Here is a 25,901-nt window from a genome sequence, read left to right as displayed (position 1 = left end):
GATAGGGGGCGGGCAGGACTATTTTGTCCGCGAATAGATTGCCGCTTCCTTGTTGACGGCCGCATGCTTTACCATAATTACCCTTTGCCGAATTTGTTAAATGGAAGCCCCATGTTGAAGCGTCGCTATCTGGCATTACTCCCGCTGTGCGTTCTCCTCGCTGCCTGTAGCAGCAAACCTAAAGCCACCGCAGCAACGGAGACCACGGGAGGGGCCGGTGGCTTCCTGCTGGAGCCGCAGCATAACGTTATGAATATGGGAGGGGATTTCGCCAACAACCCTGCCGCAGAGCAGTTCATCGACAAAATGGTGAGCAAGCACGGATTTGACCGGCAGCAGCTGCACGAAATTCTCTCCCAGGCTAAGCGCCTGGACTACGTCCTGCGCCTGATGGACCGCCAGGCCCCGAGCGGGCTGCCGCCGACCGGGCCGAACGGCGCGTGGCTGCGCTACAAAAAACAGTTCATCACCCCGGATAACGTGCAAAACGGTGTGGCGTTCTGGAATCAGTATCAGGATGCGCTGAACCGCGCCTGGCAGGTCTACGGCGTACCGCCGGAAATCATTGTCGGTATTATTGGCGTGGAAACCCGCTGGGGGCGCGTGATGGGGAAAACCCGCATTCTTGACGCGCTGGCGACGCTCTCCTTCAGCTATCCGCGACGCGCGGAGTACTTCTCCGGCGAGCTGGAAACCTTCCTGCTGATGGCGCGTAGCGAAAGCGACGATCCGCTGAACCTTAAAGGCTCGTTCGCCGGCGCAATGGGTTACGGTCAGTTTATGCCCTCCTCGTACCGCCAGTATGCGGTGGATTTCAACGGCGACGGGCATATCAACCTGTGGGACCCGGTGGATGCGATCGGCAGCGTGGCCAACTACTTCAAGCAGCACGGCTGGGTGAGCGGCGATCTGGTTGCGGTACCGGCAATGGGCCAGGCGCCGGGGCTGGAGAACGGCTTTAAGACCAATTACAGCGTATCGCAGCTGACGGCGGCCGGCCTGACGCCAACGCAGCCGCTGGGTAACCATCAGCAGGCGAGCCTGCTGCGCCTCGATATTGGCACCGGCTACCAGTACTGGTACGGGCTGCCGAACTTCTACACCATCACCCGCTATAACCACAGCACCCACTACGCGATGGCCGTCTGGCAGCTCGGCCTGGCCGTTTCTCAGGCCCGCGGACAGTAGGCCTTCCCCGAGACTTCCCTCTGCCCGGAGGGGAGTCTGTAACATTTTGCAGCATTTCCCTTCGTTGACGCTGATTTACATTATTCCGCCGATCCAATAGTGTTATGTTATAACATATTGAATGAGGCAGAGATGTTCACTTCTCTTTTTTCGAGCTCCGCCGCGCTGCGCACAGGCTTCGCCTGCGTCCTGCTGGCGCTGCTGTGGCTGGCGACCTGGTGGGCGGTAACCCTGCCATGATCGAACTGGAAAACCTCGTGGCCGGGTATGAAGAGCTGGCGATCACCCCCGCGCTGAGCGGCGTTATCGCCGCGGGCAGCCTGACGGCTATCGTCGGCCTCAACGGCTGCGGTAAATCGACGTTGTTAAAAACGCTGGCCGGGTTTATTCCCCCGGTGAGCGGCTGCCTGCACTGGCGTGCGTCGCGCCCGGTTATCGGCTGGCTGGCGCAGCGGCATTCGCTGGAATCACAGTTTCCCCTCGTGGTTCGGGACGTGGTGAGTCAGGGCGCCTGGCCGCAGGTCTCGCTTCTGCGCGGCATAGGCGGCGAGTTCCGCCGGCGCATTGACGCGGCGCTGGATCGCGTCGGCCTGGCATCAATGGCGAAAACGCCGATTGAGGAGCTGTCCGGCGGGCAGTTCCAACGCATGCTGTTTGCCAGGGTGATGGTCCAGCAGGCGCCGCTGGTGATGCTCGATGAGCCCTTTACCGGGATCGATGAGTCGACCAGCCGCGAGCTGATGACGCTGATCCTCGAGATGCACCGGCAGGGGCAGACCGTGCTGGCGGTGCTGCACGATAGCCAGCGCGTCGCCGAATATTTCCCGGAAACCCTGCTGCTCGAGTCCCGGCACGCCCGCTGGGGCGAGACCGGCGAGGTGCTTCCAGCCTTCGAATCCGCGAGGCTGGCATGATTTGGCACACTTTCTTTCAGCCCTTTATCGAATTCGGCTTTATGCGCCGCGCGCTGGTGGTATGCCTGGCGCTCTCGCTGAGCACCACCGTGCTTGGGGTTTTCCTGCTGCTGCGGCGCATGAGCCTGATGGGCGATGCCCTGTCGCACGCGATTTTGCCCGGTGTTGCGGTGGGCTATCTGCTTAACGGCATGTCGCTGCTGGCGATGTCGGTGGGCGGTTTTATCGCCGGCATTGCGGTGGCGCTGGTGGCGGGGTGGGTCAGCCGCCGCACGCCGCTCAAAGAGGACGCCAGCTTCGCCGGGTTTTATCTCGGCTCGCTGGCGCTGGGGGTGACGCTGGTGTCGCTGCGCGGCTCCAGCGTCGATCTGCTGCATCTGCTGTTTGGTTCGATTCTGGCGGTGGATAAAGATGCGGCGCTGTTCGTCGCCGGGGTCGCCAGCCTGACGCTGATTTGCATCGCGCTGCTCTACCGCGGGCTGGTGAGCGAGGCCTTTGATAGCGCGTGGCTGCAGGTCAATAACCGCCGGCTGCCTGCGCTACTGCACGGCCTGTTTCTGGCGCTGCTGGTGCTGAACCTGGTGGCGGGGTTCCAGGTGCTGGGGACCCTGATGGCGGTGGGCGTGATGATGCTCCCGGCGGTGGCCGCCTGCTGCTGGGCGCGAACGCTGCCCGCCATCCTGCTGCTGGCGGCGCTGATCGGTAGCGCCTGTGCCTGGATGGGGCTCAGCCTGTCGTGGGCGGCGAATTTGCCCGCCGGCCCGGCCATCGTGCTGACCGCCAGTGGGATCTTTTTTATTTCGGTGTTTTTTGGCACGCGCAGCCGGCTGGTGGTTGGCTGGCGTAAATTAATGGGGTAAGGAAAATATGAAGAAACGTACCGGGGTAGTTTTAGCGCTGGCGCTGGGCCTGGTGGCGCAGGGGGCGATGGCGAAAACGCTCAACGTGGTCAGCAGCTTTTCGGTGCTGGGCGATATGGTGCAGCAGGTTGGCGGCGAGCACGTTCACGTCGATACGCTGGTGGGTCCCGACGGCGATCCGCACACCTTTGAACCATCGCCGCAGGACAGCGCTTTGCTCAGCAAGGCCGACGTGGTGGTGGTCAACGGCCTGGGGCTGGAAGGGTGGGTTGACCGGCTGATCAAGGCATCGGGATTCAAAGGCGAGCTGGTGGTGGCGTCGACGGGCGTCAAAACCCATACCCTTGATGAGGACGGGAAAACGGTGACCGACCCGCACGCCTGGAACAGCGCCGCCAACGGCGCGCTGTACGCGCAGAATATCCTCAGCGGGCTGGTCAAAGCCGACCCTGAGGATAAAGCGGCGCTTGAGGTATCCGGCAAGCGCTATATCGGCCAGCTCAATGAGATTCACGGCTGGGCGAAGAATCAGTTCAGCACCATTCCGCTGGCTAAGCGTAAGGTTCTGACCAGCCATGATGCGTTCGGCTACTTTGGCCGCGCCTACGGCGTGACCTTCCTTGCGCCGCAGGGGCTGTCGTCGGAGAGCGAAGCCAGCGCCGCGCAGGTTGCGGCGCTGATTAAACAGATTAAAGCCGATAACGTGCACACCTGGTTTATGGAAAATCAGCTCGACCCGCGGCTGGTGAAACAGATTGCCAACGCCACGGGCGCGCAGCCGGGCGGCGAGCTCTATCCGGAAGCGCTGTCCAAACCGGGCGGCGTGGCGGACAGCTACGTGAAAATGATGCGCCATAACGTCGAGCTGATTGCCGGCAGCATGAAGTAACGCGCTATTCTACGGTCCCGGCTCGTCGGGACCGTCCTTTTTCGCAAGCCCCCTCGTAAATTCATCTCCTCATCCCCACATCTGTGCTGAAAGTGCTATCTTTGGTGGCCTCTTTATCTGGCTTAAACGGGGCGACGATGACAGATTCCGAATTAATGCAGCTGAGTGAGCAGGTTGGGCAGGCGCTGAAGGCGCAGGGCGCCACGGTGAGCACGGCTGAATCCTGTACCGGCGGCTGGATTGCTAAAGTGCTGACCGATATCGCCGGCAGCTCGGCGTGGTTTGAGCGCGGTTTTGTCACCTACAGCAACGAAGCTAAATCGCAGATGATTGGCGTCAGCGAAGCGACGCTGGCCGGGCACGGCGCGGTGAGCGAACCGGTGGTGGTGGAGATGGCTGTTGGCGCACTGCGCGCCGCCCGCGCCACCTACGCGATCTCGGTGAGCGGCGTGGCCGGGCCGGACGGCGGCAGCGCAGAAAAGCCCGTCGGAACGGTGTGGTTTGGCGTTGCCTGCGCCAATGGGCAGGGGGTCACGCAGCGGGAATGTTTCGCCGGAGACCGCGAGTCGGTGCGCCGTCAGGCCACGGCCTACGCCCTGCAGCTCCTCTGGCAACAATTTCTACAAAATACTTGATACTGTATGAGCATACAGTATAATTGCCTCAACAGAACAGAATTCACTACCCGGTTCCACCCGGCATGACAGGAGTAATAATGGCTATCGACGAAAACAAACAGAAAGCGTTGGCGGCAGCACTGGGCCAGATCGAAAAACAGTTCGGTAAAGGCTCCATCATGCGCCTGGGTGAAGACCGTTCCATGGACGTGGAAACTATCTCTACCGGTTCGCTTTCCCTGGATATCGCCCTCGGCGCTGGCGGTCTGCCAATGGGCCGTATCGTCGAAATCTACGGGCCAGAATCTTCCGGTAAAACGACGCTGACCCTGCAGGTTATCGCCGCCGCGCAGCGTGAAGGTAAAACCTGTGCCTTTATCGATGCAGAGCACGCGCTGGATCCGGTGTATGCCCGCAAGCTGGGCGTCGATATCGACAACCTGCTGTGCTCTCAGCCGGACACCGGCGAACAGGCGCTTGAGATCTGTGACGCGCTGGCGCGCTCTGGTGCGGTAGACGTACTGGTGGTCGACTCCGTTGCGGCGCTGACGCCGAAAGCGGAAATCGAAGGCGAGATCGGCGACTCTCACATGGGCCTCGCGGCGCGTATGATGAGCCAGGCGATGCGTAAGCTGGCCGGTAACCTGAAGCAGTCCAACACGCTGCTGATCTTCATCAACCAGATCCGTATGAAAATTGGCGTGATGTTCGGTAACCCGGAAACCACCACCGGCGGTAACGCGCTGAAATTCTACGCCTCCGTGCGTCTGGATATCCGCCGTATCGGTGCGGTAAAAGATGGCGATAACGTCATTGGTAGCGAAACCCGCGTGAAGGTCGTGAAGAACAAAATCGCCGCGCCGTTCAAGCAGGCGGAGTTCCAGATCCTCTACGGCGAAGGCATCAACTTCTTCGGCGAGCTGGTCGATCTGGGCGTGAAAGAGAAGCTGATTGAAAAAGCGGGCGCCTGGTATAGCTATAACGGCGACAAAATTGGTCAGGGTAAAGCGAACGCTATCTCCTGGCTGAAAGAGAACCCGGCTGCGGCGAAAGAGATCGAGAAGAAAGTTCGTGAACTGCTGCTGAACAACCAGGACGCCACGCCGGACTTCGTGGCTGATGGCAAAAGCGAAGAAGCAAGCGAACAGGATTTCTGATACCGTCAGGTAATTATCTCCTGAAGCGTTCAGGTGGCAGGGCAGGCAAACGCCAGCGCACGTGCGATTTGAACAAAACGGGAAAACAAGGGGCTGCTTATGCGGCCCTTTTGCTTTTTGATTATCGAGGTGCCTGTGACTGAATCTTCATCCCGCCGTTCCGGCTACGCACGCCTGCTGGATCGCGCGATTCGTATTCTGGCAATGCGCGACCATAGCGAACAGGAGCTGCGGCGCAAGCTGGCCGCGCCGGTTATGGGGAAAAATGGCCCCGAGGCGCTGGACGTTACGCCGGAAGAGGTCGATCGCGTTGTGGCCTGGTGCATCGAAAACCGCTACCTTGATGACCAGCGCTTTGTCCGCCAGTTTATTGCCAGCCGGAGCCGCAAAGGCTACGGCCCGGCGCGCATCCGCCAGGAGCTGAACCAGAAAGGCATTGCCCGCGAAGAGGGCGAGCGCGCGATGCGCGAGTGCGAAATCGACTGGGCGCTGCTGGCGAAAGAGCAGGCGCAGAGGAAGTATGGCGATCCGCTCCCCACCGTATTTGCCGAAAAAGTCAAAATACAGCGCTTTTTGCTGTACCGCGGCTACTTAATGGAAGATATCCAGGAAATCTGGCGAAATTTTGCAGATTGACCCATCGGGGATTTTACTTCCCCGTAAAGAAAACTTATCTTATTCCCACTTTATTCCGTCCGGCCGCTGGCTGTTTAAAAGGCAATCAGCGCCCAGGGCGATTATTCCTTATACACAAAATCATTCACGCCGCATCACGGCGGCAACGGAGTGAGTCCCTGAGGCGTACAAAGGTACGTAGCTGAGGTGAACGCGCGCAGCCAGCTAGAGGCGGCGTGAAGGATGAAGTGTATAGCTTGATTTCAGGATAATTATGAGCAAGAGCACTGCTGAGATCCGTCAGGCGTTTCTCGATTTTTTCCATAGTAAGGGACATCAGGTAGTTGCCAGCAGCTCCCTGGTGCCGCACAACGACCCGACCCTGCTGTTTACCAACGCCGGGATGAACCAGTTCAAGGATGTGTTCCTTGGCCTCGACAAGCGTAATTATTCGCGTGCGACCACCTCGCAGCGCTGCGTTCGTGCGGGTGGTAAACACAACGATCTGGAAAACGTCGGCTATACCGCGCGTCATCACACCTTCTTTGAAATGCTGGGCAACTTTAGCTTCGGCGACTACTTCAAGCAGGATGCCATCAAGTACGCATGGGAGCTGTTAACCGGCGAAAGCTGGTTCGCTCTGCCGAAAGAAAAGCTGTGGGTAACCGTTTACGAAACCGATGACGAAGCTTTCGACATCTGGGCCAACGAGGTTGGCGTTCCGCGTGAGCGTATTATTCGCATTGGCGACAATAAAGGCGGCGCGTTTGCCTCCGATAACTTCTGGCAGATGGGCGATACCGGTCCCTGCGGCCCGTGCACCGAAATCTTCTTTGACCACGGCGACCACATCTGGGGTGGCCCTCCGGGAAGCCCGGAAGAGGACGGCGATCGCTACATTGAGATCTGGAACATCGTCTTCATGCAGTTTAACCGTCAGGCTGACGGTACCATGGAGCCGCTGCCGAAGCCGTCCGTTGATACCGGTATGGGCCTTGAGCGCATCGCCGCCGTTCTGCAGCACGTGAACTCCAACTACGACATCGACCTGTTCCGTCAGCTGATTGAGAACGTCGCTAAAGTGACCGGCGCCACCGATCTGACCAACAAGTCGCTGCGCGTGATTGCCGATCATATTCGCTCCTGTGCGTTCCTGATCGCTGATGGCGTGATCCCGTCGAATGAAAACCGCGGCTACGTGCTGCGTCGTATCATTCGCCGTGCCGTCCGCCACGGCAATATGGTCGGTGCGAAGGATGCCTTCTTCTGGAAACTGGTTGCGCCGCTGATTGAGGTCATGGGCGCTGCCGGCGAAGAGTTGAAGCAGCAGCAGGCTCAGGTTGAGCAGGTTCTGAAAACGGAAGAAGAGCAGTTTGCCCGTACTCTGGAACGCGGCCTGGCGCTGCTCGACGAAGAGCTGGCTAAGCTGAAGGGCGACACTCTGGACGGCGAAACCGCCTTCCGCCTGTACGATACCTACGGCTTCCCGGTCGACCTGACCGCGGACGTGTGCCGCGAGCGTAATATCAAAGTTGACGAAGCAGGCTTCGAAGCGGCAATGGAAGAGCAGCGCCGTCGCGCGCGCGAGTCCAGCGGCTTCGGCGCCGACTACAATGCGATGATCCGCGTTGAGGGTGCTTCTGAGTTTAAAGGCTACGATAGCCTCGAACTGAACGGCAAGATCACCGCGCTGTTCATCGACGGCAAAGCGGTTGATAGCGTCAGCGCCGGCCAGGAAGCGGTTGTTATTCTGGATCAGACGCCGTTCTATGCAGAGTCCGGCGGTCAGGTCGGCGATAAGGGCGAGCTGAAAGGCGCGGGCTTCTCGTTTATCGTCAGCGATGCGCAGAAGTACGGCCAGGCTATTGGTCATATCGGTAAAGTGGCCGGCGGTACCCTGAAGGTGGGTGACGCGGTGCAGGCCGATGTCGATCGCGCTCGCCGCCAGCGTATCCGTCTGAACCACTCCGCGACCCACCTGATGCATGCCGCGCTGCGCCAGGTTCTCGGTACGCACGTGGCTCAGAAAGGCTCTCTGGTAAATGACAAAGCGCTGCGCTTTGACTTCTCGCATTTTGAAGCGATGAAACCGGAAGAGATCCGCGCGGTTGAAGATTTGGTCAATGCGCAAATTCGCCGCAACCTGGCTATCGAAACCAACATCATGGATATCGATGCGGCTCGTGAATCTGGCGCCATGGCGCTGTTCGGCGAGAAGTATGATGACCGCGTTCGCGTCCTAAAAATGGGTGATTTCTCCACCGAGCTGTGCGGCGGTACTCACGCTTCGCGGACCGGCGATATCGGCCTGTTCCGCATCACCTCCGAATCCGGGACCGCCGCGGGCGTGCGCCGTATTGAAGCGGTGACCGGTGAAGGCGCGATTGCGAGCCTGCATTCCCAAAGCGATCTGCTGGGCGACATCGCGCAGCTGCTGAAGGGCGATAGCCATAACCTCGGCGATAAGGTACGCTCCGCGCTGGAACGTACTCGCCAGCTGGAAAAAGAGCTGCAGCAGCTGAAAGAGCAGGCGGCAGCGCAGGAGAGCGCAAACCTCTCCAGCAAAGCGGAAGAGATTAACGGCGTTAAGCTGCTGGTCAGCGAGCTGGTCGGCGTTGAGCCAAAAATGCTGCGTACCATGGTTGACGATCTGAAGAACCAGCTGGGTTCAACGGTTGTAGTGTTAGCCACGGTGGCGGATGGTAAGGTTTCTCTGATTGCCGGTGTGTCTAAGGATGTGACAGACCGCGTGAAGGCAGGGGAGCTGGTTGGTATGGTCGCTCAGCAGGTGGGCGGTAAAGGGGGCGGTCGTCCGGATATGGCTCAGGCCGGTGGTACCGATGCGTCTGCTCTCCCTGCTGCGTTAGCCAGTGTGAAAGGCTGGGTAAGCGCAAAACTGTAATAACTATAAACGCATAGGTGCCGTCATCTTCGGATTACGGTATCTTGCAAGAGAAGCACTGATAACGATAAAGTCGGGTTGAAGTTGTGTATATCGGCTAAACTTAGGTTTAACAGAATGTGATGCCATGACTGCGGTACGCCGTGAGGCGTTTGTCATCGCTTACTTTTTGGCGTTATATGATGGATAATGCCGGGATACGAGAGACCCGACTCTTTTAATCTTTCAAGGAGCAAAGAATGCTGATTCTGACTCGTCGAGTTGGTGAGACCCTCATGATTGGAGATGAGGTCACTGTGACAGTTTTAGGGGTTAAGGGTAACCAGGTACGTATTGGCGTTAATGCCCCTAAAGAAGTCTCCGTGCATCGTGAAGAGATCTACCAGCGTATCCAGGCTGAAAAATCCCAGCAGTCCAGTTACTAAGGCTTTCGCGCCTCGCGATTTCGTGAGGCGCATCCCACCGCCAGCCGATTTCTCTCTCTTTTCTACTCCCGACGCCTCTCTTTTCCGCTACTTGTCCATCGTCCGTTGCGTTTATCTTTTGCTTTTAGCTGGCCCTAACCTCTGAATTTCTGTTGATTAAACGCTCTTTTTGCCGTTTTTGCAGGCTGATTGCGCGGTAAGTGTGCAAACGGAAAAAAGGTCTCGAAAAATTGTTTGACTTATAAGTACCAGAAAGTAATATGTGCGCCATCGCAGCGACGAAGAGCAGAAACAAGTTCTTCGAAGCACTCGAAAGAGGCGTGTGGTGAGGTGGCCGAGAGGCTGAAGGCGCTCCCCTGCTAAGGGAGTATGCGGTCAAAAGCTGCATCCGGGGTTCGAATCCCCGCCTCACCGCCATTTGCATCCGTAGCTCAGCTGGATAGAGTACTCGGCTACGAACCGAGCGGTCGGAGGTTCGAATCCTCCCGGATGCACCATCTTCTCCGAGATAACAGCAATCCTGTCGTCTCATGGTCTGCGAGATAGCCGCACACCAGGAAAGATAACGCTGCATAAGCAGCGGCCCGTAAGGTAAACACAGTGGTCATCCTTGCGGATTCACCATCTTGTGAAGTGTCGCAATGGTTAATTTGCCGCACTTACTTGTAGTAAAGAAGTTCCCCCTGATGCATCCGTAGCTCAGCTGGATAGAGTACTCGGCTACGAACCGAGCGGTCGGAGGTTCGAATCCTCCCGGATGCACCATCTTCTCCGAGATAACAGCAACCCTGTTGTTCATGGTCTGCGAGATAATCGCCAGCGCCAGAGAAGTTAACGTAGTAAAGAAGTTCCCCCTGATGCATCCGTAGCTCAGCTGGATAGAGTACTCGGCTACGAACCGAGCGGTCGGAGGTTCGAATCCTCCCGGATGCACCATCTTCTTCGAGATAACAGCGATACTGTTGTTTCACGGTCTGCGAGATAATCGCCAGCACCAGGGAGGATAACGTCGTGCAAGCGACGGCCCGCAGGGCGAACCCAGTGAGTCATCCTCCCGGATGCACCATCTTCTCCGAGATAACAGCACTTTTGTTGTTTCATGGTCTGCGAGATAATCGCCAGCGCCAGGGAAGTTAACGTAGCAAAGAAGTTCCCCCTGATGCATCCGTAGCTCAGCTGGATAGAGTACTCGGCTACGAACCGAGCGGTCGGAGGTTCGAATCCTCCCGGATGCACCATCTTCTTCGAGATAACAGCGATACTGTTGCTTCACGGTCTGCGAGATAATCGCCAGCACCAGGGAGGATAACGTCGTGCAAGCGACGGCCCGCAGGGCGAACCCAGTGAGTCATCCTCCCGGATGCACCATCCTCCCGGATGCACCATCCTCTCCCAAAAATAACAGCGATACAGTAACTCCACGGTCTGTGAAATAGTCCCGCGTTCGCAAACCTTGTCGCCAAATTTCCCCGTCAGGCACCATTTTTTTGCCATTTCCGCACGCTCTCCTGTACTTTTTATATTGGCAAGTTGCTCTTTCCACTATAATTTACCCCTGTATATCGACCTGATTCGGGTGAGATGAGTGCAAGGAGAGAAATCCATGAAATGGTTCAAAGCAATACCTGCCTTTTGCGCGACGCTTCTGGTAGCCGTATCTCTGGCTGGCTGTGCCGGATCGTCCACTAAGGAAAGTACCGGTGGCTATATCGACGACACCGTCGTGACCACCAAAGTCAAAACCGCGCTGTTCAACGAAAAAGAGATTAAATCCTCTGAAATTAGCGTGCAGACCTTCAAAGGACGCGTTCAACTGAGCGGCTTTGTTTCGTCGCAGACCGATGCGAATCGCGCCGTAGAGGTGACCCGCAGAGTGCAGGGCGTTCGTTTGGTTGAGAATGATTTGAAAATCAAATAAGCCGGTGCACCGCTATGATAAAGGCGCCCTGTGGCGCCTTTGCTGCTTCTGCCTCCGCCCGCGACAATATGCGCCTTTTGCGATAAAGTAATCTCTCCTTAACCGGTTTGTGAGAACACGATGTACGAACGCTACGCAGGACTTATCTTTGATATGGATGGCACTATCCTTGATACCGAGCCGACGCATCGTAAGGCCTGGCACGAGGTTCTGGGTCGTTACGGAATGCGTTTCGACGAGCAGGCGATGGTCGCTCTCAACGGTTCTCCGACCTGGCGTATTGCCCAGGTGATTATCGAGCTGAACCAGGCGGATTTAGACCCCCATCGCCTGGCTTTGGGAAAAACCAACGCCGTCAAGGCGATGCTGCTGGATAGCGTGCGTCCCTTACCGCTGATTGAGGTGGTCAAAGAGTGGTACGGCCGCCGCCCGATGTCGGTTGGTACCGGCAGCGAAAGCGCCGTTGCGGAGGCTCTGCTGGCCCATCTCGGCCTGCGTCACTACTTCTCCGCGGTTATTGCCGCCGATCACGTCACCAACCACAAGCCTGCTCCCGATACCTTCCTGCTGTGCGCCGAGCGCATGGGCGTTGCGCCGGAAAAATGCGTCGTGTTTGAAGACGCGGACTTTGGTCTGCAGGCCGCACGGCGCGCGGGGATGGATGCTGTCGACGTTCGGCTGCTGTGAGCGACGCGCTATCGCTGATATCGCTGTTTGCCAGTAGCTTTCTCAGCGCCACGTTGCTTCCCGGTAACTCGGAAGTTGTGCTGGTTGCTATGCTACTAACGGGAGCGAGTCAACCGTGGGCGCTGGTATTAATAGCAACAATCGGCAATAGCCTTGGAGGGGTAACTAACGTTATTCTGGGGCGCCTGTTTCCGCTGCGCAAAACGTCGCGCTGGCAGGAGAGAGCATCCGGCTGGCTAAAGCGCTACGGCGCGGTCACATTATTATTAAGCTGGGCGCCAGTGATCGGCGATTTGCTGTGTTTACTGGCGGGATGGATGCGCATTTCCTGGGGACCAGCGCTCTTTTTTTTATGCCTTGGTAAAGCGCTACGCTATATCGTCATTGCGCTGGTCACGCTTCAGGGCATGACATGGTGGCACTAATTGTGGAGCTGAGGCACTCCCGGCAGGCTGTAACAATAACGTTTGCTGGAATAACCTGGATGGTCACCATTACAATTATGCTTATTCAAATGATTTCGACAGGCGGGAGGTCAAATTGATCCCGGACGTATCACAGGCGCTGGCCTGGCTGGAAAAAAATCCGCAGGCGCTAAAGGGCATTCATCGCGGCCTTGAGCGCGAAACGCTGCGCGTTAACGCAGACGGCTCGCTGGCCACTACCGGCCATCCTCAGGCATTGGGTTCGGCGCTGACCCACAAATGGATTACCACCGATTTTGCAGAAGCTTTGCTGGAGTTTATTACGCCGGTTGATGGCGATATTCAGCACATGCTCACTTTTATGCGCGATGTTCATCGCTATACCGCCCGCCATCTCGGCGATGAGCGGATGTGGCCGCTGAGCATGCCCTGCTATATTGCCCCGGGCCAGGATATCGAGCTGGCGCAGTACGGCACCTCGAATATTGGCCGTCTGAAAACGCTGTATCGCGAAGGGCTGAAAAACCGCTACGGCGCCCTGATGCAAACCATCTCCGGCGTGCACTATAACTTCTCTCTGCCAATGGCGTTCTGGCAGGCGAAGTGCGGCGTTGAGGATGAAGAGAGCGGGAAAGAGGCGATTTCGGCGGGCTATTTCCGCTCGATCCGCAACTATTACCGCTTTGGCTGGGTGATCCCGTATCTGTTCGGCGCGTCTCCGGCAATCTGCTCCTCTTTCCTGCAGGGGAAACCGACCACGCTGCCGTTTGAGGAAGCGGAAAACGGCATGTACTACCTGCCGTACGCGACCTCCCTGCGTCTGAGCGACCTCGGCTATACCAATAAGTCGCAAAGCAATCTCGGAATTACGTTTAACGATCTGCAGGAGTATGTGGCAGGATTGAAGCGGGCGATTAAAACGCCGTCGCAAGAGTATGCGGAAATTGGCCTCGAGAAAGACGGTAAGCACCTGCAAATTAACAGCAACATTCTGCAGATTGAAAACGAACTCTATGCGCCCATTCGCCCGAAACGCGTGACCCGCAGCGGCGAGACGCCGTCTGACGCGCTGCTGCGCGGCGGTATCGAATATATCGAAGTGCGTTCACTGGATATCAACCCGTTCTCGCCGATTGGCGTTGACGAGCAGCAGGTGCGTTTCCTCGATCTGTTTATGGTCTGGTGCGTGCTGGCCGATGCGCCGGAAATGAGCAGCGACGAGCTGCTGTGTACGCGCACTAACTGGAACAGGGTGATTCTTGAAGGGCGTAAGCCGGGCCTGACGCTGGGAATTGGCTGCGAAAGCGCGCAGTTCCCGCTGGCTAAGGTGGGGAAAGACCTGTTCCGCGATTTGCGCCGCGTTGCGCAGATTCTGGACGGCATTCACGGCGGCGACGCCTATCAGCAGGTGTGCGACGAGCTGGTTGCCAGCTTCGACAATCCGGAATTAACTTTCTCAGCGCGCATTCTGCGTTCTATGCTTGAAGAAGGGATTGGCGGCACCGGTAGGGAGCTGGCCGATCGGTATCGTACGATGCTGCGCGAAGAGCCGCTGGAGATTTTACGCGAAGAGGATTTCATTACCGAGCGTGAAGCGTCAGCCGTGCGTCAGCAGAAGATAGAAGCGGAAGATAGCGAACCGTTTGCCGCTCTGTTAGCGAGACACGCGTAGCAAAAAGCGGTACAAAAGAAAAAGGCCACATCAATGTGGCCAAACTTTCATCTCTGATTCAGGGATGATGATGATAATAAATGCGCGTCTTTCACATACTCAGACTAGCGGGTGTAAAAAGAGTTCATTTTATTTTAAAAAAAATCACTATCGGAGGTGAAGAATGCCGTTGTTAGATAGTTTCACAGTCGACCATACCCGAATGGAAGCCCCTGCGGTGCGCGTCGCGAAGAAAATGAACACGCCGCACGGCGACGAAATTACCGTTTTCGATCTGCGCTTTTGCATACCGAACCAGGAAGTGATGCCGGAAAGAGGCATTCACACGCTTGAGCACCTGTTCGCAGGCTTTATGCGCGACCATCTCAACGGTAAGGGTGTGGAAATTATCGACATCTCTCCGATGGGCTGCCGCACGGGCTTCTATATGAGCCTGATTGGTACGCCGGACGAGCAGCGCGTAGCGGATGCCTGGAAAGCGGCAATGGCCGACGTGCTGAAGGTCAAAGAGCAGAACCAGATCCCCGAGCTCAACGTTTACCAGTGCGGCACCTACACCATGCACTCGCTGGAAGAAGCTCAGGACATCGCGCGTCATATCCTTGAGCGCGACGTGCGCATCAACAGCAATGACGAGCTGGCGCTGCCGAAAGAAACGCTGCAAGAACTGCACATCTAGTGCTTCTGCCACGGCCCGGCGCTTGCGTCGGGCCGATATCCTCGTGCCGCGATGACGACGACCACCCGCTTCTCCTTTCAGCATCGTTCCCTGGTGCCCTTTGCCCATGATTACGCCCATGGCGATAGCGAGCCGTGGCATCAGCACGACTGCGTCCAGCTGCTGCATATCCTGAGCGGCGTGGTGCGGGTAGAGACGCCGGTGGGCTACTGGGTGGTGCCGCCGGGGCGCGGGGTCTGGCTGCCGGCGGGTACGCCCCACGCACTGCGAATCACCGGCAAAGTCGCGGCGCGCACGCTGTTTATCGATCCTCTTGCCCGCGCCGATCTGCCGTCATCGTGCCAGATCGTGCAGATCTCCCCGCTGCTGCGCGAGCTGATAGTCACCTCGCTGACGCTGGCGGAACGCTACGATCCCGGCAGCCGCGACGAGCGCGTCTATGAGTTAATTCTTGATGAGATCCGCGGCATGACCGTGCTGCCGTTTGGCCTGATCGAACCGCAAAGCGAGGCGCTACGCCGGCTGTGCCAAAAGGTTCGCGAAACGCCGGGCGACGCCTGGAGCAGCCTCCAGGCGGCAAAAGAGAGCAATATGAGCGAGCGGACGCTCAGCCGCCACTTCCAGCAGCAGACAACGCTGACCTGGAGCGAATGGGTGCGCCGGGCGAAGCTGATGGAAGCGCTGGTGCGCCTGGCGCAGGGACAGTCGGTCCTGCGGGTGGCGCTGGACCTTGGCTACGGCAGCCACAGCGCCTTCAGCGCCATGTTCCGCCGGGTGATGGGGATGGCCCCCAGCGATTACTTCCGCTCGCCGTAGCGATCGCCGCCGCTGAGCGCATTGCACAGTGCCTGCAGCGAGGCGCGGGCGACATCGTTATCGATCCCGACCCCCCAGCGGCTGTCGCCATTCGGGAAGACGCAGCGGATATAGGCCACCGAACGGCTGTCGCTGCGCTCGCCGAGGGTATGCTCGTGATAATCCTTAATCACAAACTGTTGCTTAAGCAGCGCGCTCAGCCCGCTTGCCGCGGCAGAGAGCAGCCCGTTGCCGTGCCCCTGCAGCCTGCGGGTCTCACCGTAGGCCCTGAGCGTCGCCTGCAGCGAGAGCTGGCCGTCCTGCTGGCTGTCGCTTTTATAATCCAGCAGCGTCAGCGGCGGTACCGCCACCAGGCCGTAGCGCTCGCGGAACAGCTGCCACAGGGCGTTTTGCGTCATCTCCTTGCCGTGGCTATCGGTTTCGCGCTGCACGTGCAGGCTGAAATCCTGCTGCAGCATGCGCGGCAGCTTTAAGCCGTGATTCTGCTCAATCAACCACGCGCTGCCGCTCTTACCCGACTGGCTGTTGACGCGGATAACCGCCTCATAGCTGCAGCCGATATCCTGCGGGTCGACGGGCAGGTAGGGCATCTGCCAAACTTCGCCGGGCCGGTGGGCGTCGAAGCCTTTCTTAATCGCATCCTGATGCGAGCCGGAAAAAGCGGTGTAGGCGAGGCTGCCCGCCCACGGATGACGCGGGTGAACCGGCAGTTGGTTGCAGCTCTCGACGATCTCAACGACCCGCTTCATCTCCGGGAAGGTGAGTTGAGGGTCGACGCCCTGGCTGTAGAGATTCATGGAGAGGGTGACCAGACAGACGTTGCCGGTGCGTTCGCCGTTACCAAACAGGCAGCCTTCAACGCGATCGGCGCCGGCCATCACCGCCAGCTCGGCGCTGGCAACGCCGGTTCCGCGGTCATTATGCGGGTGGACGCTGATGCAGACGTCGGCGCGTCGCGAGAAGTGACGGCAAAAATACTCAATTTGATCGGCATAGACGTTGGGGGTATTGACCTCCACGGTGGCGGGCAGATTGATGATCATTGGGCGTTCGGCGCAGGGCTGCCAGATTTCCGCCACCGCTTCGCAGATCTCCAGCGCAAACTCCGGTTCGGTAAAGCAGAAGGTTTCCGGCGAGTACTCATACTGCCAGCGCGTTTGCGGCTGCCGTTCGCACTGCTGGCGGATCAGCCGGGTTGCGCGGGTCGCCAACTCGACCACCTGCGCTTTTTCCATGCCGAAGACCAGCCGGCGGAAAAGCGGCGCGGTGGCGTTATACAGGTGCACGGTGGCGCTGTGGGCGTCGCGCAGCGATTCGAAGGTGCGCAGGATTAAATCCTCCCGCGCCTGGGTCAGGACCTGGATGGTGACGTCCTGGGGGATACGCTGCTCCTCAATCAGCTGGCGAACGAAGTTGAAATCGGTCTGCGATGCGGACGGGAAGGCGACTTCAATCTCTTTGAATCCACACTCCAGCAGCAGGTTCCAGAACTGCAGCTTGCGCACGCCGTCCATCGGCTCCGCCAGCGCCTGGTTGCCGTCGCGCAGGTCGGTAGAGAGCCAGCGCGGCGCGTGGGCGATCCGCCGATCCGGCCAGCGGCGGTCGGGCAGGGATATGACCGGCGAGGGGCGATACTTTTGGTGAGGATTTTTCAGCATGATGAGCTCCTTGGGTTGGATCTTTATCCTGCACGACAAGGAGAGCGGGGCGCTTTAGCGCAGTGGACAGAAACTAGCGCAAAGTGGACAGGCGGGCGTTTTTATCGGCCAATAAAAAAGGGATCCGCAGATCCCTTAGTATTAACGCTAGTGCGCACCGCCTCCGCCGCCGCCCGCGCTGAACGGCGGTCGGGCAAACCACACCAGCCCTAATAGCAGGATAAAGATCCCCGCCGAGACCCAGAATATTTCGTTGGCGGAAATAATCAGCCCCTGGTTGGTTATCTGCTGGGCTATCCAGCCGGACGCCTGCTGCTGGGTCATCCCCAGGCCCTGCAGCTGGTCGTACATCTGCTGAGCATTAGGGTTGTAGGGCGTGACCGACTCGGTGAGCTGTGCATGGTGCAGCGCCTCGCGGTTGGTCCACATGGTGGTGGTTATCGAGGTCCCGATAGAGCCCGCCAGCGTACGGGTAAAGTTCGACAGGCTCGAGGCCGCCGCCAGCCGCTCTGCCGGCAGGCCGGACAGGGTGATGGTGGTCAGCGGCATAAAGAAGCAGGCCACCGCGAAGCCCTGGATAAACTGCGGCCAGGCCGAGGCCCCAAAGTCCATCCCCGGTTCGAAGGTCCATGCGCGCCAGTAGAAGCACACCGCATACATAATAAAGCTGAAGGTCACCAGCCGACGCATATCGAGCTTATGGGCAAAGCGGCCGATAATCGGCGAGAGGATAACCGGGATCACCCCCACCGGCGCCGACGCCAGGCCCGCCCAGGTCGCGGTGTAGCCGTAGACCTCCTGCAGCAGCTGCGGCAGCAGAACGATAGCGCCGAAGTAGAGCATATAGGCGAGGCTGATGCACAGACAGCCGATGGTGAAGTTTCGCGACTTAAATAGCGAAAGGTCGACTATCGGGTTGTCGTCGGTAAGCTCCCAGACGATAAGGAAGCTGATGGCCACCACCGCCACCACCGTCAGGACGACAATCTCCGTCGAGGCGAACCAGTCCAGCTCCTTGCCGCGATCGAGCATCACCTGCAGGCTGCCGATACCAATCACCAGCAGTGCCAGCCCGACGCCGTCGATGCGCCGCTGCTCGGTGCGGGTTTCCCGACTGCGCAGGGTTTGCAGCGTCATGATCACCACGGCAACGCCGATCGGGACGTTGATAAAGAATATCCAGCCCCAGTGGTAGTTGTCGCTGATATAGCCGCCGAGGATCGGCCCGCAGATTGGCGCCACGATAACCGTCATCGACCACAGCGCCAGGGCGATGGAGCGTTTTGCCGGCGGGTAGTTGTTGAGCAGCAGGCTCTGCGATAGCGGGATCAGCGGACCGGCGACGATCCCCTGAATCACGCGGAAGAAAATCAGCATCGTCAGGCTGTTGGACATGCCGCAGGCCCAGGAGGCGATGGCAAACGCCACCGTCGACCACAGGAACAGCTTCACTTCCCCCACGCGTTTTGCCAGCCAGCCGGTTATCGGAATGGAGATGGCGTTTGCCACCCCAAACGAGGTAATCACCCAGGTGCCCTGGCTCAGGGATGAGCCAAGGTTACCGGCGATGGTTGGGATAGCCACGTTGGCGATAGTGGAGTCCAGCACCTGCATGAAGGTCGCAAGCGACAGCGCGATGGTCATAATGACCAGCTGCGCGCCCTCCAGCGGTTTTTGCTGTTGCATTACGCTCACCCTGAATTATCCGGCGTTAGCCTGGATGATGCCGTCGATCAGTTTATTCACCGGCTCAAGGGCGATTTCGCGGGCATTGCTTTCATAAGCCGGGTCTTTACGCGTCTGGTTAGCCAGTACCTCGCCGTCGCGGTTGGTGGTATCCACCTCAACCAGCGTAGAGAGGCCAATACGCAGCGGGTGCGCCGCCAGCTGCTTCTCATCGAGCTCGATACGCACCGGCAGACGCTGGACGACTTTAATCCAGTTCCCGGTGGCGTTCTGCGCCGGCAGCAGGGAGAAGGCGCTGCCGGTCCCCATATCCAGCCCTACGACCTTACCGGTGTATTTCACATCGTCGCCGTAGATATCGCTGACGACGGTAGCCGGCTGGCCGATGCGCATATGCGCCAGCTGGGTCTCTTTAAAGTTGGCGTCGACCCACAGATTGGTTGCCGGCACGACCGCCATCAGCGGGGTGGTCTGGCTTATCTGCGCGCCGGGCTGCACCGCACGACGGGAAACGTAGCCGCTAATCGGGCTGACGATCTGCGTACGCTGCAGGGCCAGCCAGGCGTTACGGACGTCGGTGGCAGCCTGCAGAACGGCAGGCTGCTGTTCGAGGCGGGTCCCCAGAACGATGGCCTGGTTGGCGTTAAACTGCTGCACCGCCACATCGAGCTCGGCCTGGGCGCTGGCGACGGTATCGCGAGCGTGCTGGAGCTCCTCGCGGCCGATCAGGTTAGCTGCGCCCAGAGGGATACGGCGGTTGAGGTCGGTTTGCGCCTGCGAGAGCGCGGTTTTTTTGACGTCGATATTGGCCTGCAGCTGCTTGCTGTTGATCATCGACTGACGGGTTTGACGCACGCTGGCGGCCAGCTGGGTTTGCGCTTTCTCAAACGCCTGCTGGGCATCGGTCCGGTCGAGGGTGACCAAAGGATCGCCTTTCTGCACAAAATCGGTGTTGTCGGCCCAGACTTTCGTCACGCTGCCGGACACCTGGGCCATAATCTGCACCTGATTCCCTGCCACATAGGCGTCATCGGTCTCTTCGTAATGACGCAGTACCAAAAACCAATAAATCCCATATGCCACGGCAACAATAATAAAGAGCAATGTCAGCAGCAGAAGGGCGCCCTTGCGCTTCCCTTTCTTGCTGCCCGGTTGCTGCGGGATTTGGCTCTCCGCATTTGCGCTCATGTTATTCTCCACGATCTTATTATTTTACATCGGCTGGGCCGACCTGTTTATCAGAAAGGCCAGCAGAAGATCTGCTGGCCTGGTCTGTTTTTCCTTGTCAATTCAGAAAGATTTCGAGCGGTTCCGCGCCTAGCGCAGTGACTCCGCAAGCACACCGTCTTCTTCCATCTGGTCAAGACGACCAAGCAGTTTACGGGTGATGTGCTCGAGCTGATCTTTTTCGCTGGTGCTTAAAGAAGACCAGAGCTGATGCAGGCAGTTGTGCTGCGGAGGCAGAACCTCGCGCAAAAACTGATGACCTTTGTCGGTAAGCTGCAGATGCAGACAGCGGCGATCGTTATCGCTTTCACGGCGTTCAATCCAGCCGCGTTTTTCCAGCTCGTCGGCAATGCGCGTGGCGTTGGTACGTGATGAACCCAGGGCGCAGCTCAGCTCGGAGGGCTGAATGCTGTGGTTTTCCTGAGATTCCAGGGTTATCAGCGCCATAAATAATGTCTCGTTAATTCCCTGCGCTTTCAGCATTTTATTGCGATTTTCCAGTAGCTTACCTTGCATGTGCATGCAGAGGCGAGTTAACAGAATCTCCTGGAAAGGGAAATCTTCGTGACGGCTGGCGCGGAATTTGAGCATTTGCTCAATGGGAGTAAACGAACTATCCATTTGGGTATGACCTCATTAATTACAGCCGATATAATAACTATTGTGACAAATAAATCAAATGAATTATTGACTAAAATTGATACGTTAAACCTCTAGCCAGAAGAGAAATCTCTTTGCCGGTTCGTAGGTTAGCGCACATGCGTGACGGGAGATAGGGGGGCGGCAGGAGCGAAGGGGGTTTGCTGGAACAACAACAAAGGAGGCGGTACCCGGGCAGGGCGTAGAAGGCACAACCCGGGAACCTCCGGCGGCGTGATGCGCACCGGAGCTGCATGGCAATCTGACGAGGGCAGGTTATTTCTGCGCCGCCAGCGCCTCTTTCAGCCAGCCGTCAAACTGCTGCTGGTGGGCTTTGATCCAGCCGTCAACGTGGCCCTGGATATCCGCTTCTGAAGCGTGACCTTCGTGCATCATCGCATTCTCGGCGTTAATGTCGGCAATCGGCAGCTTCATGATGCTGAACAGCTTCGCCGCCGCCGGATTTTTCTCGGCCCAGGCTTTGTTAGCCACAATGTGCATGGTGCTCACCGGGAAGCCGTAGTTGGCGCCGTTAGCCAGTTTGGTATCGATGTTCTTCTGCACGCCAGGCAGGGAGGAGAACGGTACCTGCAGCCAGACCACATCTTTACCCGGCTTCAGCACGTCGCTGACCCAGTACGGCGTCCAGGTGTAATAAATCACCGGCTTGCCTTCTTTATAGCGGGCAATGGTATCGGCCATCATCGCGGCATAGTTACCCTGATTGTGCACCACGGTTTTGCTCAGGCCATAGGCATCAATCTGATGGTTAATCACCGCTTCACAGCCCCAGCCCGGCGTACAGCCGGTGAGATCGGCCTTACCATCGCCGTTGGTATCAAACAGTTTGGCGATTTTCGGGTCTTTCAGCTGATCGATGGATTTAATGTGATACTGCTCGGCGGTTTTCTTATCAATCAGATAGCCCTGCGCTGCGCCGTTCACAAAAACGCCTTCGCGGTAGAAGCTCTTGTCACCACCTGCCGCGGCGTACATGTCGTCATGCAGCGGCTGCCAGTTAACGGCGGTAAAGGTGACGTCGCCGGAGGCGAGCGAGGTGTAGCCGACGTTGTAGTCAACTTCACTCGGCTTATCGACGGTGTAGCCCAGCTTCTCCAGCGCGCGGCTGACCAGCAGGGTCTGGAAGGTCTCTTCGGTGATGGTGCTCTGAATCGGTTTGACGGTGATGCCTTTACCCGGCAGATCGGCGGCAACGGCGCCGGTAGAAATGAGAGCGGTGAACGCTGTGGCAAGAATCGCTGTATGTCGCATCGTTGTTCCTCATAAATAAGAAAGGATGACTGCTGGCCCGGCAGGCGCAATGCCGCCGGGCAATGAGATGATTATTTACTGAAGGGACGGGTGATTAGCCCCAGCGGGCCGGTGGTGTACCAGCGGCGGCTGCCGCGGCTGCGCGAATCGCGCCCAACGGCCTGAGTCAGGCGGTCAAGAATGATGGCGAGGATAACAATCCCGACGCCACCCACGCATGCCAGGCCCATATCAAGGCGGCCGATCCCGCGCAGTACCATCTGGCCGAGGCCGCCGACGGCGATCATCGAGGCGATAACCACCATCGACAGCGCCAGCATCAGCGTCTGGTTGACCCCGGCCATAATGGTCGGCATCGCCAGCGGCAGCTGAACTTTAAACAGCAGCTGGCGCGGGCTGGCGCCGAAGGAGCGCGAGGCTTCAATCAGATCGGCCGGCACCTGGTTAATCCCCAGAATGGTCAGACGCACGATGGGCGGCAGGGCAAAGATAATGGTCACCACCACGCCTGGAACGTTACCGATCCCGAACAGCATCACGATGGGCACCAGGTAGACGAACGCCGGCGTGGTCTGCATGGCATCGAGCAGCGGGCGAATAATTTTGGCCGCGCGCGGGCTGCGCGCCAGCCAGATCCCCAGCGGCAGGCCGATCAGCATACAGAACAGCAGGGCGGTCAGCACCAGCGCCAGGGTGACCATCGCCTGCGACCAGGCGCCGATAGCGCCGATGGCCACCAGCGAGATCAGCGTAGCGACGCCCATGCCGACGCTGGAGATCTGCCAGGCGATCAGGGCGAATATCACAATCGCCACCGGCGCGGGCATCCCTAACAGCAACTGCTGGAAGGCGCTGAGTATGTAGTCAACCGGCACGCGGATCCCCTGGAACAGCGGGCGGAAGTGCATCACTATCCAGTCGATACCGTGCGTCACCCAGCTGTCCAGCGGGATCAGCGTTTTATGGAACGGGTCCATGATGTTGAAATGTTCCGGCGCCGGCGCCGGGGCGCTGGTCAGCCAGTCGGCACCGCCGCCATCGGTCGGTGCGGCGGCAGGTGTGCCCCAGGCGTCGGCAGATTGCGCGGCGCTATCCGCCGCCGGTGCGGTATCCCACGGGTTAGATTGATCAGCCATTGTTTGCCCCCTCGCGATCTAAAGCCTGCAGCAGCATTCGTTTAGAAATGATGCCGATATACTGTTGCCCTTCATCCACAACCGGCACCGCGCATGGTGCCTGGCCTACGTGGGAGAGCAGGTCGCTAAGCGACGTTTGCGCATCCACCGCCAGCGGGGAGTCGAGTAACGCCGCGTCGATTCCCTGACCTTCGCTCAGCGCGGATTTCAGCGAATCAATGGAGACAATGCCGACAAACTTATTACCGCGCTCAATCACATAACCATATTCGCGGTCTTCATCCTGGAGTAATTTCAGCGCCGAACGAGGGCCAAAGCCCTGCGTTTTACGAATTAAGCCAACCGGGCTGCGGCGGGCAATATCTTTGGCGCTGAATACCTGGCTAATATCGACGCCGCGGAAGAAGGTTTTCACATAATCATTGGCCGGATTATTGAGGATTTCATCGGGAGTCCCGACCTGAATAACCTCGCCATTTTGCATGATGGCAATCCGGTCGCCGATGCGCATCGCTTCATCAAGATCGTGGGAAATAAAGACCACGGTGCGCTGGTGTTTGGCCTGTAATTTGGTCAGCTCATCCTGCATTTCGGTACGAATTAAGGGATCGAGGGCCGAGAAGGCTTCATCCATTAACAGGATATCGGGGTTAATCGCCAGCGCGCGGGCGAGCCCGACGCGTTGACGCATCCCGCCGGAGAGTTCATCCGGATAAGCGTGAGCATAGTTTTCCAGACCAACCTGGCGCAGCGCTTCCAGCGCTTTCTCCTGCCGCTCCTGGGCTGAGGTGCCCGCCAGCTCCATGCCGAAGGCGGCGTTGTCCAGCACGGTCATGTGCGGCATGAGCGCAAATGATTGAAAAACCATTGCGATCTTTTTTCTGCGCACCTCGCGCAGCTCGGATTCTGAGATTTTGGCGATATCCACGCCGTCAATCAGCACCTGTCCGCGGGTGGGTTCAATCAGGCGATTGAGAAGGCGAACCATGGTGGATTTTCCCGATCCGGAAAGCCCCATGATGACGAATATCTCGCCTTCTTCAATGGTCAGACTGGCATCTTTGACGCCAAGTGAAAGCCCCGTTTTTTCCAGCAGTTGTTCTTTAGTAAATCCTTTTTCAATATATTTGAACGCTCGCTGCGGATGCTCGCCAAATATCTTATAGAGATTCTTAATTTCTAATTTAATTGCCATGCAATAGAGAGTTTCCTGTTATTTGTATTATGTCGATATAGTACCTGGTGGAGATAATTACCTTTTTACACCCTAACATACTCAGATTCTGTGACAACCCTCAATGTCCGCGGGTGATCGATATGGTGCGGGTCAATGCCGGCGCACTCCCCGTGCTATAAGGGCTGAGCGTTGATTACGCACCGGTAATATTTTTAATATTCACCGGGTAATTATTGGCAAAACTGCGGGGTTTAGGCTGAATATGACAGGAGGATTTCGCGAGAATAGCAGAACAGATAATGGTGTGATGAATAGAAATAATGTGAAATAGATCACCAGGAATCGAGTGAATATATTCCTGGTGAAAGTAAGGTTAAAAGTCCCAATCGGCGTCGGCGGTTTCTTCCGTTTTACCCATCACGTAGGACGATCCTGAGCCGGAGAAAAAGTCGTGGTTTTCATCGGCGTTTGGCGAGAGCGCGGCGAGGATCGCCGGATTGACCGCGGCCATTTCCGCCGGGAACAGCGCCTCATAGCCCAGGTTCATCAGCGCCTTGTTGGCGTTGTAGCACAGGAAGGTCGTGACCTCCTCAGCCCAGCCGCTGTCTGCGTATAGCTGCTGGGTATAGGCCAGCTCGTTATCGTAGAGATCCATCAGCAGGTCGAGGGCGAAATTCTTCAGCTCCTCCCGCTTTTCGGCGCTGACTTTTTCCAGCCCCTTTTGATATTTGTAGCCGATGTAATAGCCGTGCACCGCCTCGTCGCGGATGATCAGGCGAATCAGGTCGGCGGTGTTGGTCAGCTTGCCGCGGCTGGAGAAGTACATCGGCAGCCAGAATCCGGAATAGAAGAGGAAGGATTCGAGGAAGACGCTGGCGATTTTCTTCTTCAGCGGCTCGTCTGCCCGGTAATACTCCAGCATCAGCTCGGCCTTGCGCTGAAGCGGGGCGTTTTCTTCACTCCAGGCGTAGGCGGCGTCGACGTCCCTGGTCTGGCACAGGGTGGAGAAAATCGAACTGTAGGAGCGGGCGTGCACCGCCTCCATAAAGCTGATATTCGACATCACCGCCTCCTCATGCGGGGTGAGGGCGTCGTTCATCAGCGCCGGCGCGCCGGCGGTATTCTGAATGGTATCGAGCAGCGTCAGGCCGGTGAAAACGCGGATGGTCAGCTGCTGCTCCATCGGGCTGAGGGCCTGCCACGCGGGGATATCGTTGGACAGCGGCACCTTCTCCGGCAGCCAGAAGTTGCTGGTCAGGCGGTTCCACACCTCCAGGTCCTTGTCGTCCTGAATCTTATTCCAGTTAATGGCGCTAATGCGCGATAGATGGGTCATCGGGTT

At 58.0% G+C, this 25,901-nt stretch carries 23 protein-coding genes and 5 tRNA genes; 20 read left to right on the top strand and 8 right to left on the bottom strand.

The genetic code is table 11. The annotated features are described in order from the left end of the window. The first annotated feature begins 111 nt into the window (after nt 1-111). From mltB to GVK32_RS23575, 20 genes are all read left to right on the top strand, one after another. Nucleotides 112-1,188 carry a lytic murein transglycosylase B gene (mltB, locus tag GVK32_RS23670; RefSeq protein WP_200842930.1) on the top strand — a complete coding sequence of 359 codons (1,077 nt, stop codon included), beginning with the start codon at nt 112-114 and terminating at the stop codon, nt 1,186-1,188. 236 nt (nt 1,189-1,424) lie between these two features. Continuing rightward, the gene (locus tag GVK32_RS23665; protein ID WP_159872780.1) at nt 1,425-2,102 is read left to right on the top strand and encodes a metal ABC transporter ATP-binding protein; all 678 of its coding nucleotides are present in this window, start codon (nt 1,425-1,427) and stop codon (nt 2,100-2,102) included. Further along, complete coding sequence (locus tag GVK32_RS23660; RefSeq protein ID WP_159872772.1) at nt 2,099-2,962, top strand: metal ABC transporter permease; 864 nt, start codon at nt 2,099-2,101, stop codon at nt 2,960-2,962. Before GVK32_RS23665 ends, GVK32_RS23660 begins: the two co-directional genes overlap by 4 nt. Before the next feature lie 7 nt (nt 2,963-2,969). Further along, nucleotides 2,970-3,851, top strand: a complete 882-nt coding sequence (locus GVK32_RS23655) for a metal ABC transporter substrate-binding protein (protein WP_159872770.1) — start codon at nt 2,970-2,972, stop codon at nt 3,849-3,851. Nucleotides 3,852-3,988: 137 nt separating this feature from the next. Continuing rightward, nucleotides 3,989-4,486, top strand: coding sequence for a nicotinamide-nucleotide amidase (gene pncC / locus GVK32_RS23650; protein ID WP_132513151.1), 498 nt, complete (start codon nt 3,989-3,991; stop codon nt 4,484-4,486). 80 nt (nt 4,487-4,566) lie between these two features. Then, nucleotides 4,567-5,625, top strand: a complete 1,059-nt coding sequence (gene recA / locus GVK32_RS23645; RefSeq protein ID WP_159872768.1) for a recombinase RecA — start codon at nt 4,567-4,569, stop codon at nt 5,623-5,625. A 135-nt stretch (nt 5,626-5,760) separates the two neighbouring features. Next, complete coding sequence (recX, locus tag GVK32_RS23640; RefSeq protein WP_041147727.1) at nt 5,761-6,261, top strand: recombination regulator RecX; 501 nt, start codon at nt 5,761-5,763, stop codon at nt 6,259-6,261. Between the two features lie 253 nt (nt 6,262-6,514). After that, nucleotides 6,515-9,142 carry an alanine--tRNA ligase gene (gene alaS / locus GVK32_RS23635; RefSeq protein WP_134527363.1) on the top strand — a complete coding sequence of 876 codons (2,628 nt, stop codon included), beginning with the start codon at nt 6,515-6,517 and terminating at the stop codon, nt 9,140-9,142. Between the two features lie 239 nt (nt 9,143-9,381). Next, entirely contained in the window at nt 9,382-9,567 is a 186-nt protein-coding gene (gene csrA / locus GVK32_RS23630) for a carbon storage regulator CsrA (protein WP_000906486.1), read from the top strand. A 324-nt stretch (nt 9,568-9,891) separates the two neighbouring features. After that, a tRNA-Ser gene (locus GVK32_RS23625) sits at nt 9,892-9,984 on the top strand. Nucleotides 9,985-9,987: 3 nt separating this feature from the next. Next, nucleotides 9,988-10,064: transfer RNA gene (locus GVK32_RS23620), tRNA-Arg, on the top strand. Nucleotides 10,065-10,255: 191 nt separating this feature from the next. Beyond that, nucleotides 10,256-10,332: transfer RNA gene (locus GVK32_RS23615), tRNA-Arg, on the top strand. 94 nt (nt 10,333-10,426) lie between these two features. Then, a tRNA-Arg gene (locus tag GVK32_RS23610) sits at nt 10,427-10,503 on the top strand. Between the two features lie 225 nt (nt 10,504-10,728). Next, nucleotides 10,729-10,805 (top strand) — tRNA-Arg (locus tag GVK32_RS23605). Between the two features lie 365 nt (nt 10,806-11,170). Further along, a complete protein-coding gene (locus tag GVK32_RS23600; RefSeq protein ID WP_041146864.1) occupies nt 11,171-11,485 on the top strand; it encodes a BON domain-containing protein in 315 nt (104 codons plus the stop codon). Nucleotides 11,486-11,605: 120 nt separating this feature from the next. Further along, nucleotides 11,606-12,172, top strand: coding sequence for a fructose-1-phosphate/6-phosphogluconate phosphatase (gene yqaB / locus GVK32_RS23595; RefSeq protein WP_159872766.1), 567 nt, complete (start codon nt 11,606-11,608; stop codon nt 12,170-12,172). Continuing rightward, nucleotides 12,169-12,597: a YqaA family protein gene (locus tag GVK32_RS23590; protein ID WP_159872764.1), complete on the top strand. Its 429-nt coding sequence runs from the start codon at nt 12,169-12,171 to the stop codon at nt 12,595-12,597. The genes yqaB and GVK32_RS23590 overlap by 4 nt, the downstream gene beginning before the upstream one ends. A gap of 115 nt (nt 12,598-12,712) precedes the next feature. After that, nucleotides 12,713-14,269 carry a glutamate--cysteine ligase gene (gshA, locus tag GVK32_RS23585; RefSeq protein WP_076946063.1) on the top strand — a complete coding sequence of 519 codons (1,557 nt, stop codon included), beginning with the start codon at nt 12,713-12,715 and terminating at the stop codon, nt 14,267-14,269. Nucleotides 14,270-14,432: 163 nt separating this feature from the next. Then, nucleotides 14,433-14,948 carry an S-ribosylhomocysteine lyase gene (luxS, locus tag GVK32_RS23580; protein WP_071844968.1) on the top strand — a complete coding sequence of 172 codons (516 nt, stop codon included), beginning with the start codon at nt 14,433-14,435 and terminating at the stop codon, nt 14,946-14,948. A gap of 51 nt (nt 14,949-14,999) precedes the next feature. Next, a complete protein-coding gene (locus GVK32_RS23575; RefSeq protein WP_159872762.1) occupies nt 15,000-15,764 on the top strand; it encodes a helix-turn-helix transcriptional regulator in 765 nt (254 codons plus the stop codon). On the opposite strand, the gene leuA is transcribed toward GVK32_RS23575, so the two are convergent. From leuA to nrdF, 8 genes are all read right to left on the bottom strand, one after another. Further along, nucleotides 15,746-17,422: a 2-isopropylmalate synthase gene (leuA, locus tag GVK32_RS23570; RefSeq protein WP_159872760.1), complete on the bottom strand. Its 1,677-nt coding sequence runs from the start codon at nt 17,420-17,422 to the stop codon at nt 15,746-15,748. The genes GVK32_RS23575 and leuA overlap by 19 nt on opposite strands. A gap of 147 nt (nt 17,423-17,569) precedes the next feature. Beyond that, nucleotides 17,570-19,108 (bottom strand): multidrug efflux MFS transporter permease subunit EmrB, encoded by a 1,539-nt coding sequence (emrB, locus tag GVK32_RS23565; protein ID WP_045857721.1) that lies wholly within the window; start codon nt 19,106-19,108, stop codon nt 17,570-17,572. A gap of 15 nt (nt 19,109-19,123) precedes the next feature. After that, nucleotides 19,124-20,296 (bottom strand): multidrug efflux MFS transporter periplasmic adaptor subunit EmrA, encoded by a 1,173-nt coding sequence (emrA, locus tag GVK32_RS23560; protein WP_123708541.1) that lies wholly within the window; start codon nt 20,294-20,296, stop codon nt 19,124-19,126. 129 nt (nt 20,297-20,425) lie between these two features. Beyond that, nucleotides 20,426-20,956: a transcriptional repressor MprA gene (mprA, locus tag GVK32_RS23555; RefSeq protein WP_041146855.1), complete on the bottom strand. Its 531-nt coding sequence runs from the start codon at nt 20,954-20,956 to the stop codon at nt 20,426-20,428. Nucleotides 20,957-21,250: 294 nt separating this feature from the next. Then, nucleotides 21,251-22,246, bottom strand: coding sequence for a glycine betaine/L-proline ABC transporter substrate-binding protein ProX (proX, locus tag GVK32_RS23550; protein WP_159872758.1), 996 nt, complete (start codon nt 22,244-22,246; stop codon nt 21,251-21,253). A gap of 71 nt (nt 22,247-22,317) precedes the next feature. Then, nucleotides 22,318-23,382 (bottom strand): glycine betaine/L-proline ABC transporter permease ProW, encoded by a 1,065-nt coding sequence (proW, locus tag GVK32_RS23545; protein ID WP_159872756.1) that lies wholly within the window; start codon nt 23,380-23,382, stop codon nt 22,318-22,320. Then, nucleotides 23,375-24,577 carry a glycine betaine/L-proline ABC transporter ATP-binding protein ProV gene (gene proV, locus GVK32_RS23540; RefSeq protein ID WP_159872754.1) on the bottom strand — a complete coding sequence of 401 codons (1,203 nt, stop codon included), beginning with the start codon at nt 24,575-24,577 and terminating at the stop codon, nt 23,375-23,377. Before proV ends, proW begins: the two co-directional genes overlap by 8 nt. A gap of 355 nt (nt 24,578-24,932) precedes the next feature. Then, nucleotides 24,933-25,895 (bottom strand): class 1b ribonucleoside-diphosphate reductase subunit beta, encoded by a 963-nt coding sequence (gene nrdF / locus GVK32_RS23535; RefSeq protein ID WP_159872752.1) that lies wholly within the window; start codon nt 25,893-25,895, stop codon nt 24,933-24,935. Nucleotides 25,896-25,901 lie beyond the last annotated feature (6 nt).

It is taken from the genome of Klebsiella sp. 18074, assembly GCF_902705905.1.
Classification (GTDB): Bacteria; Pseudomonadota; Gammaproteobacteria; order Enterobacterales; family Enterobacteriaceae; genus Klebsiella; species Klebsiella terrigena.
This window is presented reverse-complemented; position numbering and strand designations above follow the sequence as displayed.

Excerpts from the sequence above, each read along its gene's own strand:
- GVK32_RS23575 (WP_159872762.1), top strand. The coding sequence starts at position 15,000 with ATGACGACGACCACCCGCTTCTCCTTTCAGCATCGTTCCCTGGTGCCC.
- proV (WP_159872754.1), bottom strand. The coding sequence starts at position 24,577 with ATGGCAATTAAATTAGAAATTAAGAATCTCTATAAGATATTTGGCGAG.
- emrB (WP_045857721.1), bottom strand. The coding sequence starts at position 19,108 with ATGCAACAGCAAAAACCGCTGGAGGGCGCGCAGCTGGTCATTATGACC.
- proW (WP_159872756.1), bottom strand. The coding sequence starts at position 23,382 with ATGGCTGATCAATCTAACCCGTGGGATACCGCACCGGCGGCGGATAGC.
- leuA (WP_159872760.1), bottom strand. The coding sequence starts at position 17,422 with ATGCTGAAAAATCCTCACCAAAAGTATCGCCCCTCGCCGGTCATATCC.
- mltB (WP_200842930.1), top strand. The coding sequence starts at position 112 with ATGTTGAAGCGTCGCTATCTGGCATTACTCCCGCTGTGCGTTCTCCTC.
- emrA (WP_123708541.1), bottom strand. The coding sequence starts at position 20,296 with ATGAGCGCAAATGCGGAGAGCCAAATCCCGCAGCAACCGGGCAGCAAG.
- GVK32_RS23655 (WP_159872770.1), top strand. The coding sequence starts at position 2,970 with ATGAAGAAACGTACCGGGGTAGTTTTAGCGCTGGCGCTGGGCCTGGTG.
- recA (WP_159872768.1), top strand. The coding sequence starts at position 4,567 with ATGGCTATCGACGAAAACAAACAGAAAGCGTTGGCGGCAGCACTGGGC.
- proX (WP_159872758.1), bottom strand. The coding sequence starts at position 22,246 with ATGCGACATACAGCGATTCTTGCCACAGCGTTCACCGCTCTCATTTCT.
- alaS (WP_134527363.1), top strand. The coding sequence starts at position 6,515 with ATGAGCAAGAGCACTGCTGAGATCCGTCAGGCGTTTCTCGATTTTTTC.
- nrdF (WP_159872752.1), bottom strand. The coding sequence starts at position 25,895 with ATGACCCATCTATCGCGCATTAGCGCCATTAACTGGAATAAGATTCAG.
- GVK32_RS23660 (WP_159872772.1), top strand. The coding sequence starts at position 2,099 with ATGATTTGGCACACTTTCTTTCAGCCCTTTATCGAATTCGGCTTTATG.
- pncC (WP_132513151.1), top strand. The coding sequence starts at position 3,989 with ATGACAGATTCCGAATTAATGCAGCTGAGTGAGCAGGTTGGGCAGGCG.
- GVK32_RS23600 (WP_041146864.1), top strand. The coding sequence starts at position 11,171 with ATGAAATGGTTCAAAGCAATACCTGCCTTTTGCGCGACGCTTCTGGTA.
- luxS (WP_071844968.1), top strand. The coding sequence starts at position 14,433 with ATGCCGTTGTTAGATAGTTTCACAGTCGACCATACCCGAATGGAAGCC.
- yqaB (WP_159872766.1), top strand. The coding sequence starts at position 11,606 with ATGTACGAACGCTACGCAGGACTTATCTTTGATATGGATGGCACTATC.
- GVK32_RS23665 (WP_159872780.1), top strand. The coding sequence starts at position 1,425 with ATGATCGAACTGGAAAACCTCGTGGCCGGGTATGAAGAGCTGGCGATC.
- mprA (WP_041146855.1), bottom strand. The coding sequence starts at position 20,956 with ATGGATAGTTCGTTTACTCCCATTGAGCAAATGCTCAAATTCCGCGCC.
- csrA (WP_000906486.1), top strand. The coding sequence starts at position 9,382 with ATGCTGATTCTGACTCGTCGAGTTGGTGAGACCCTCATGATTGGAGAT.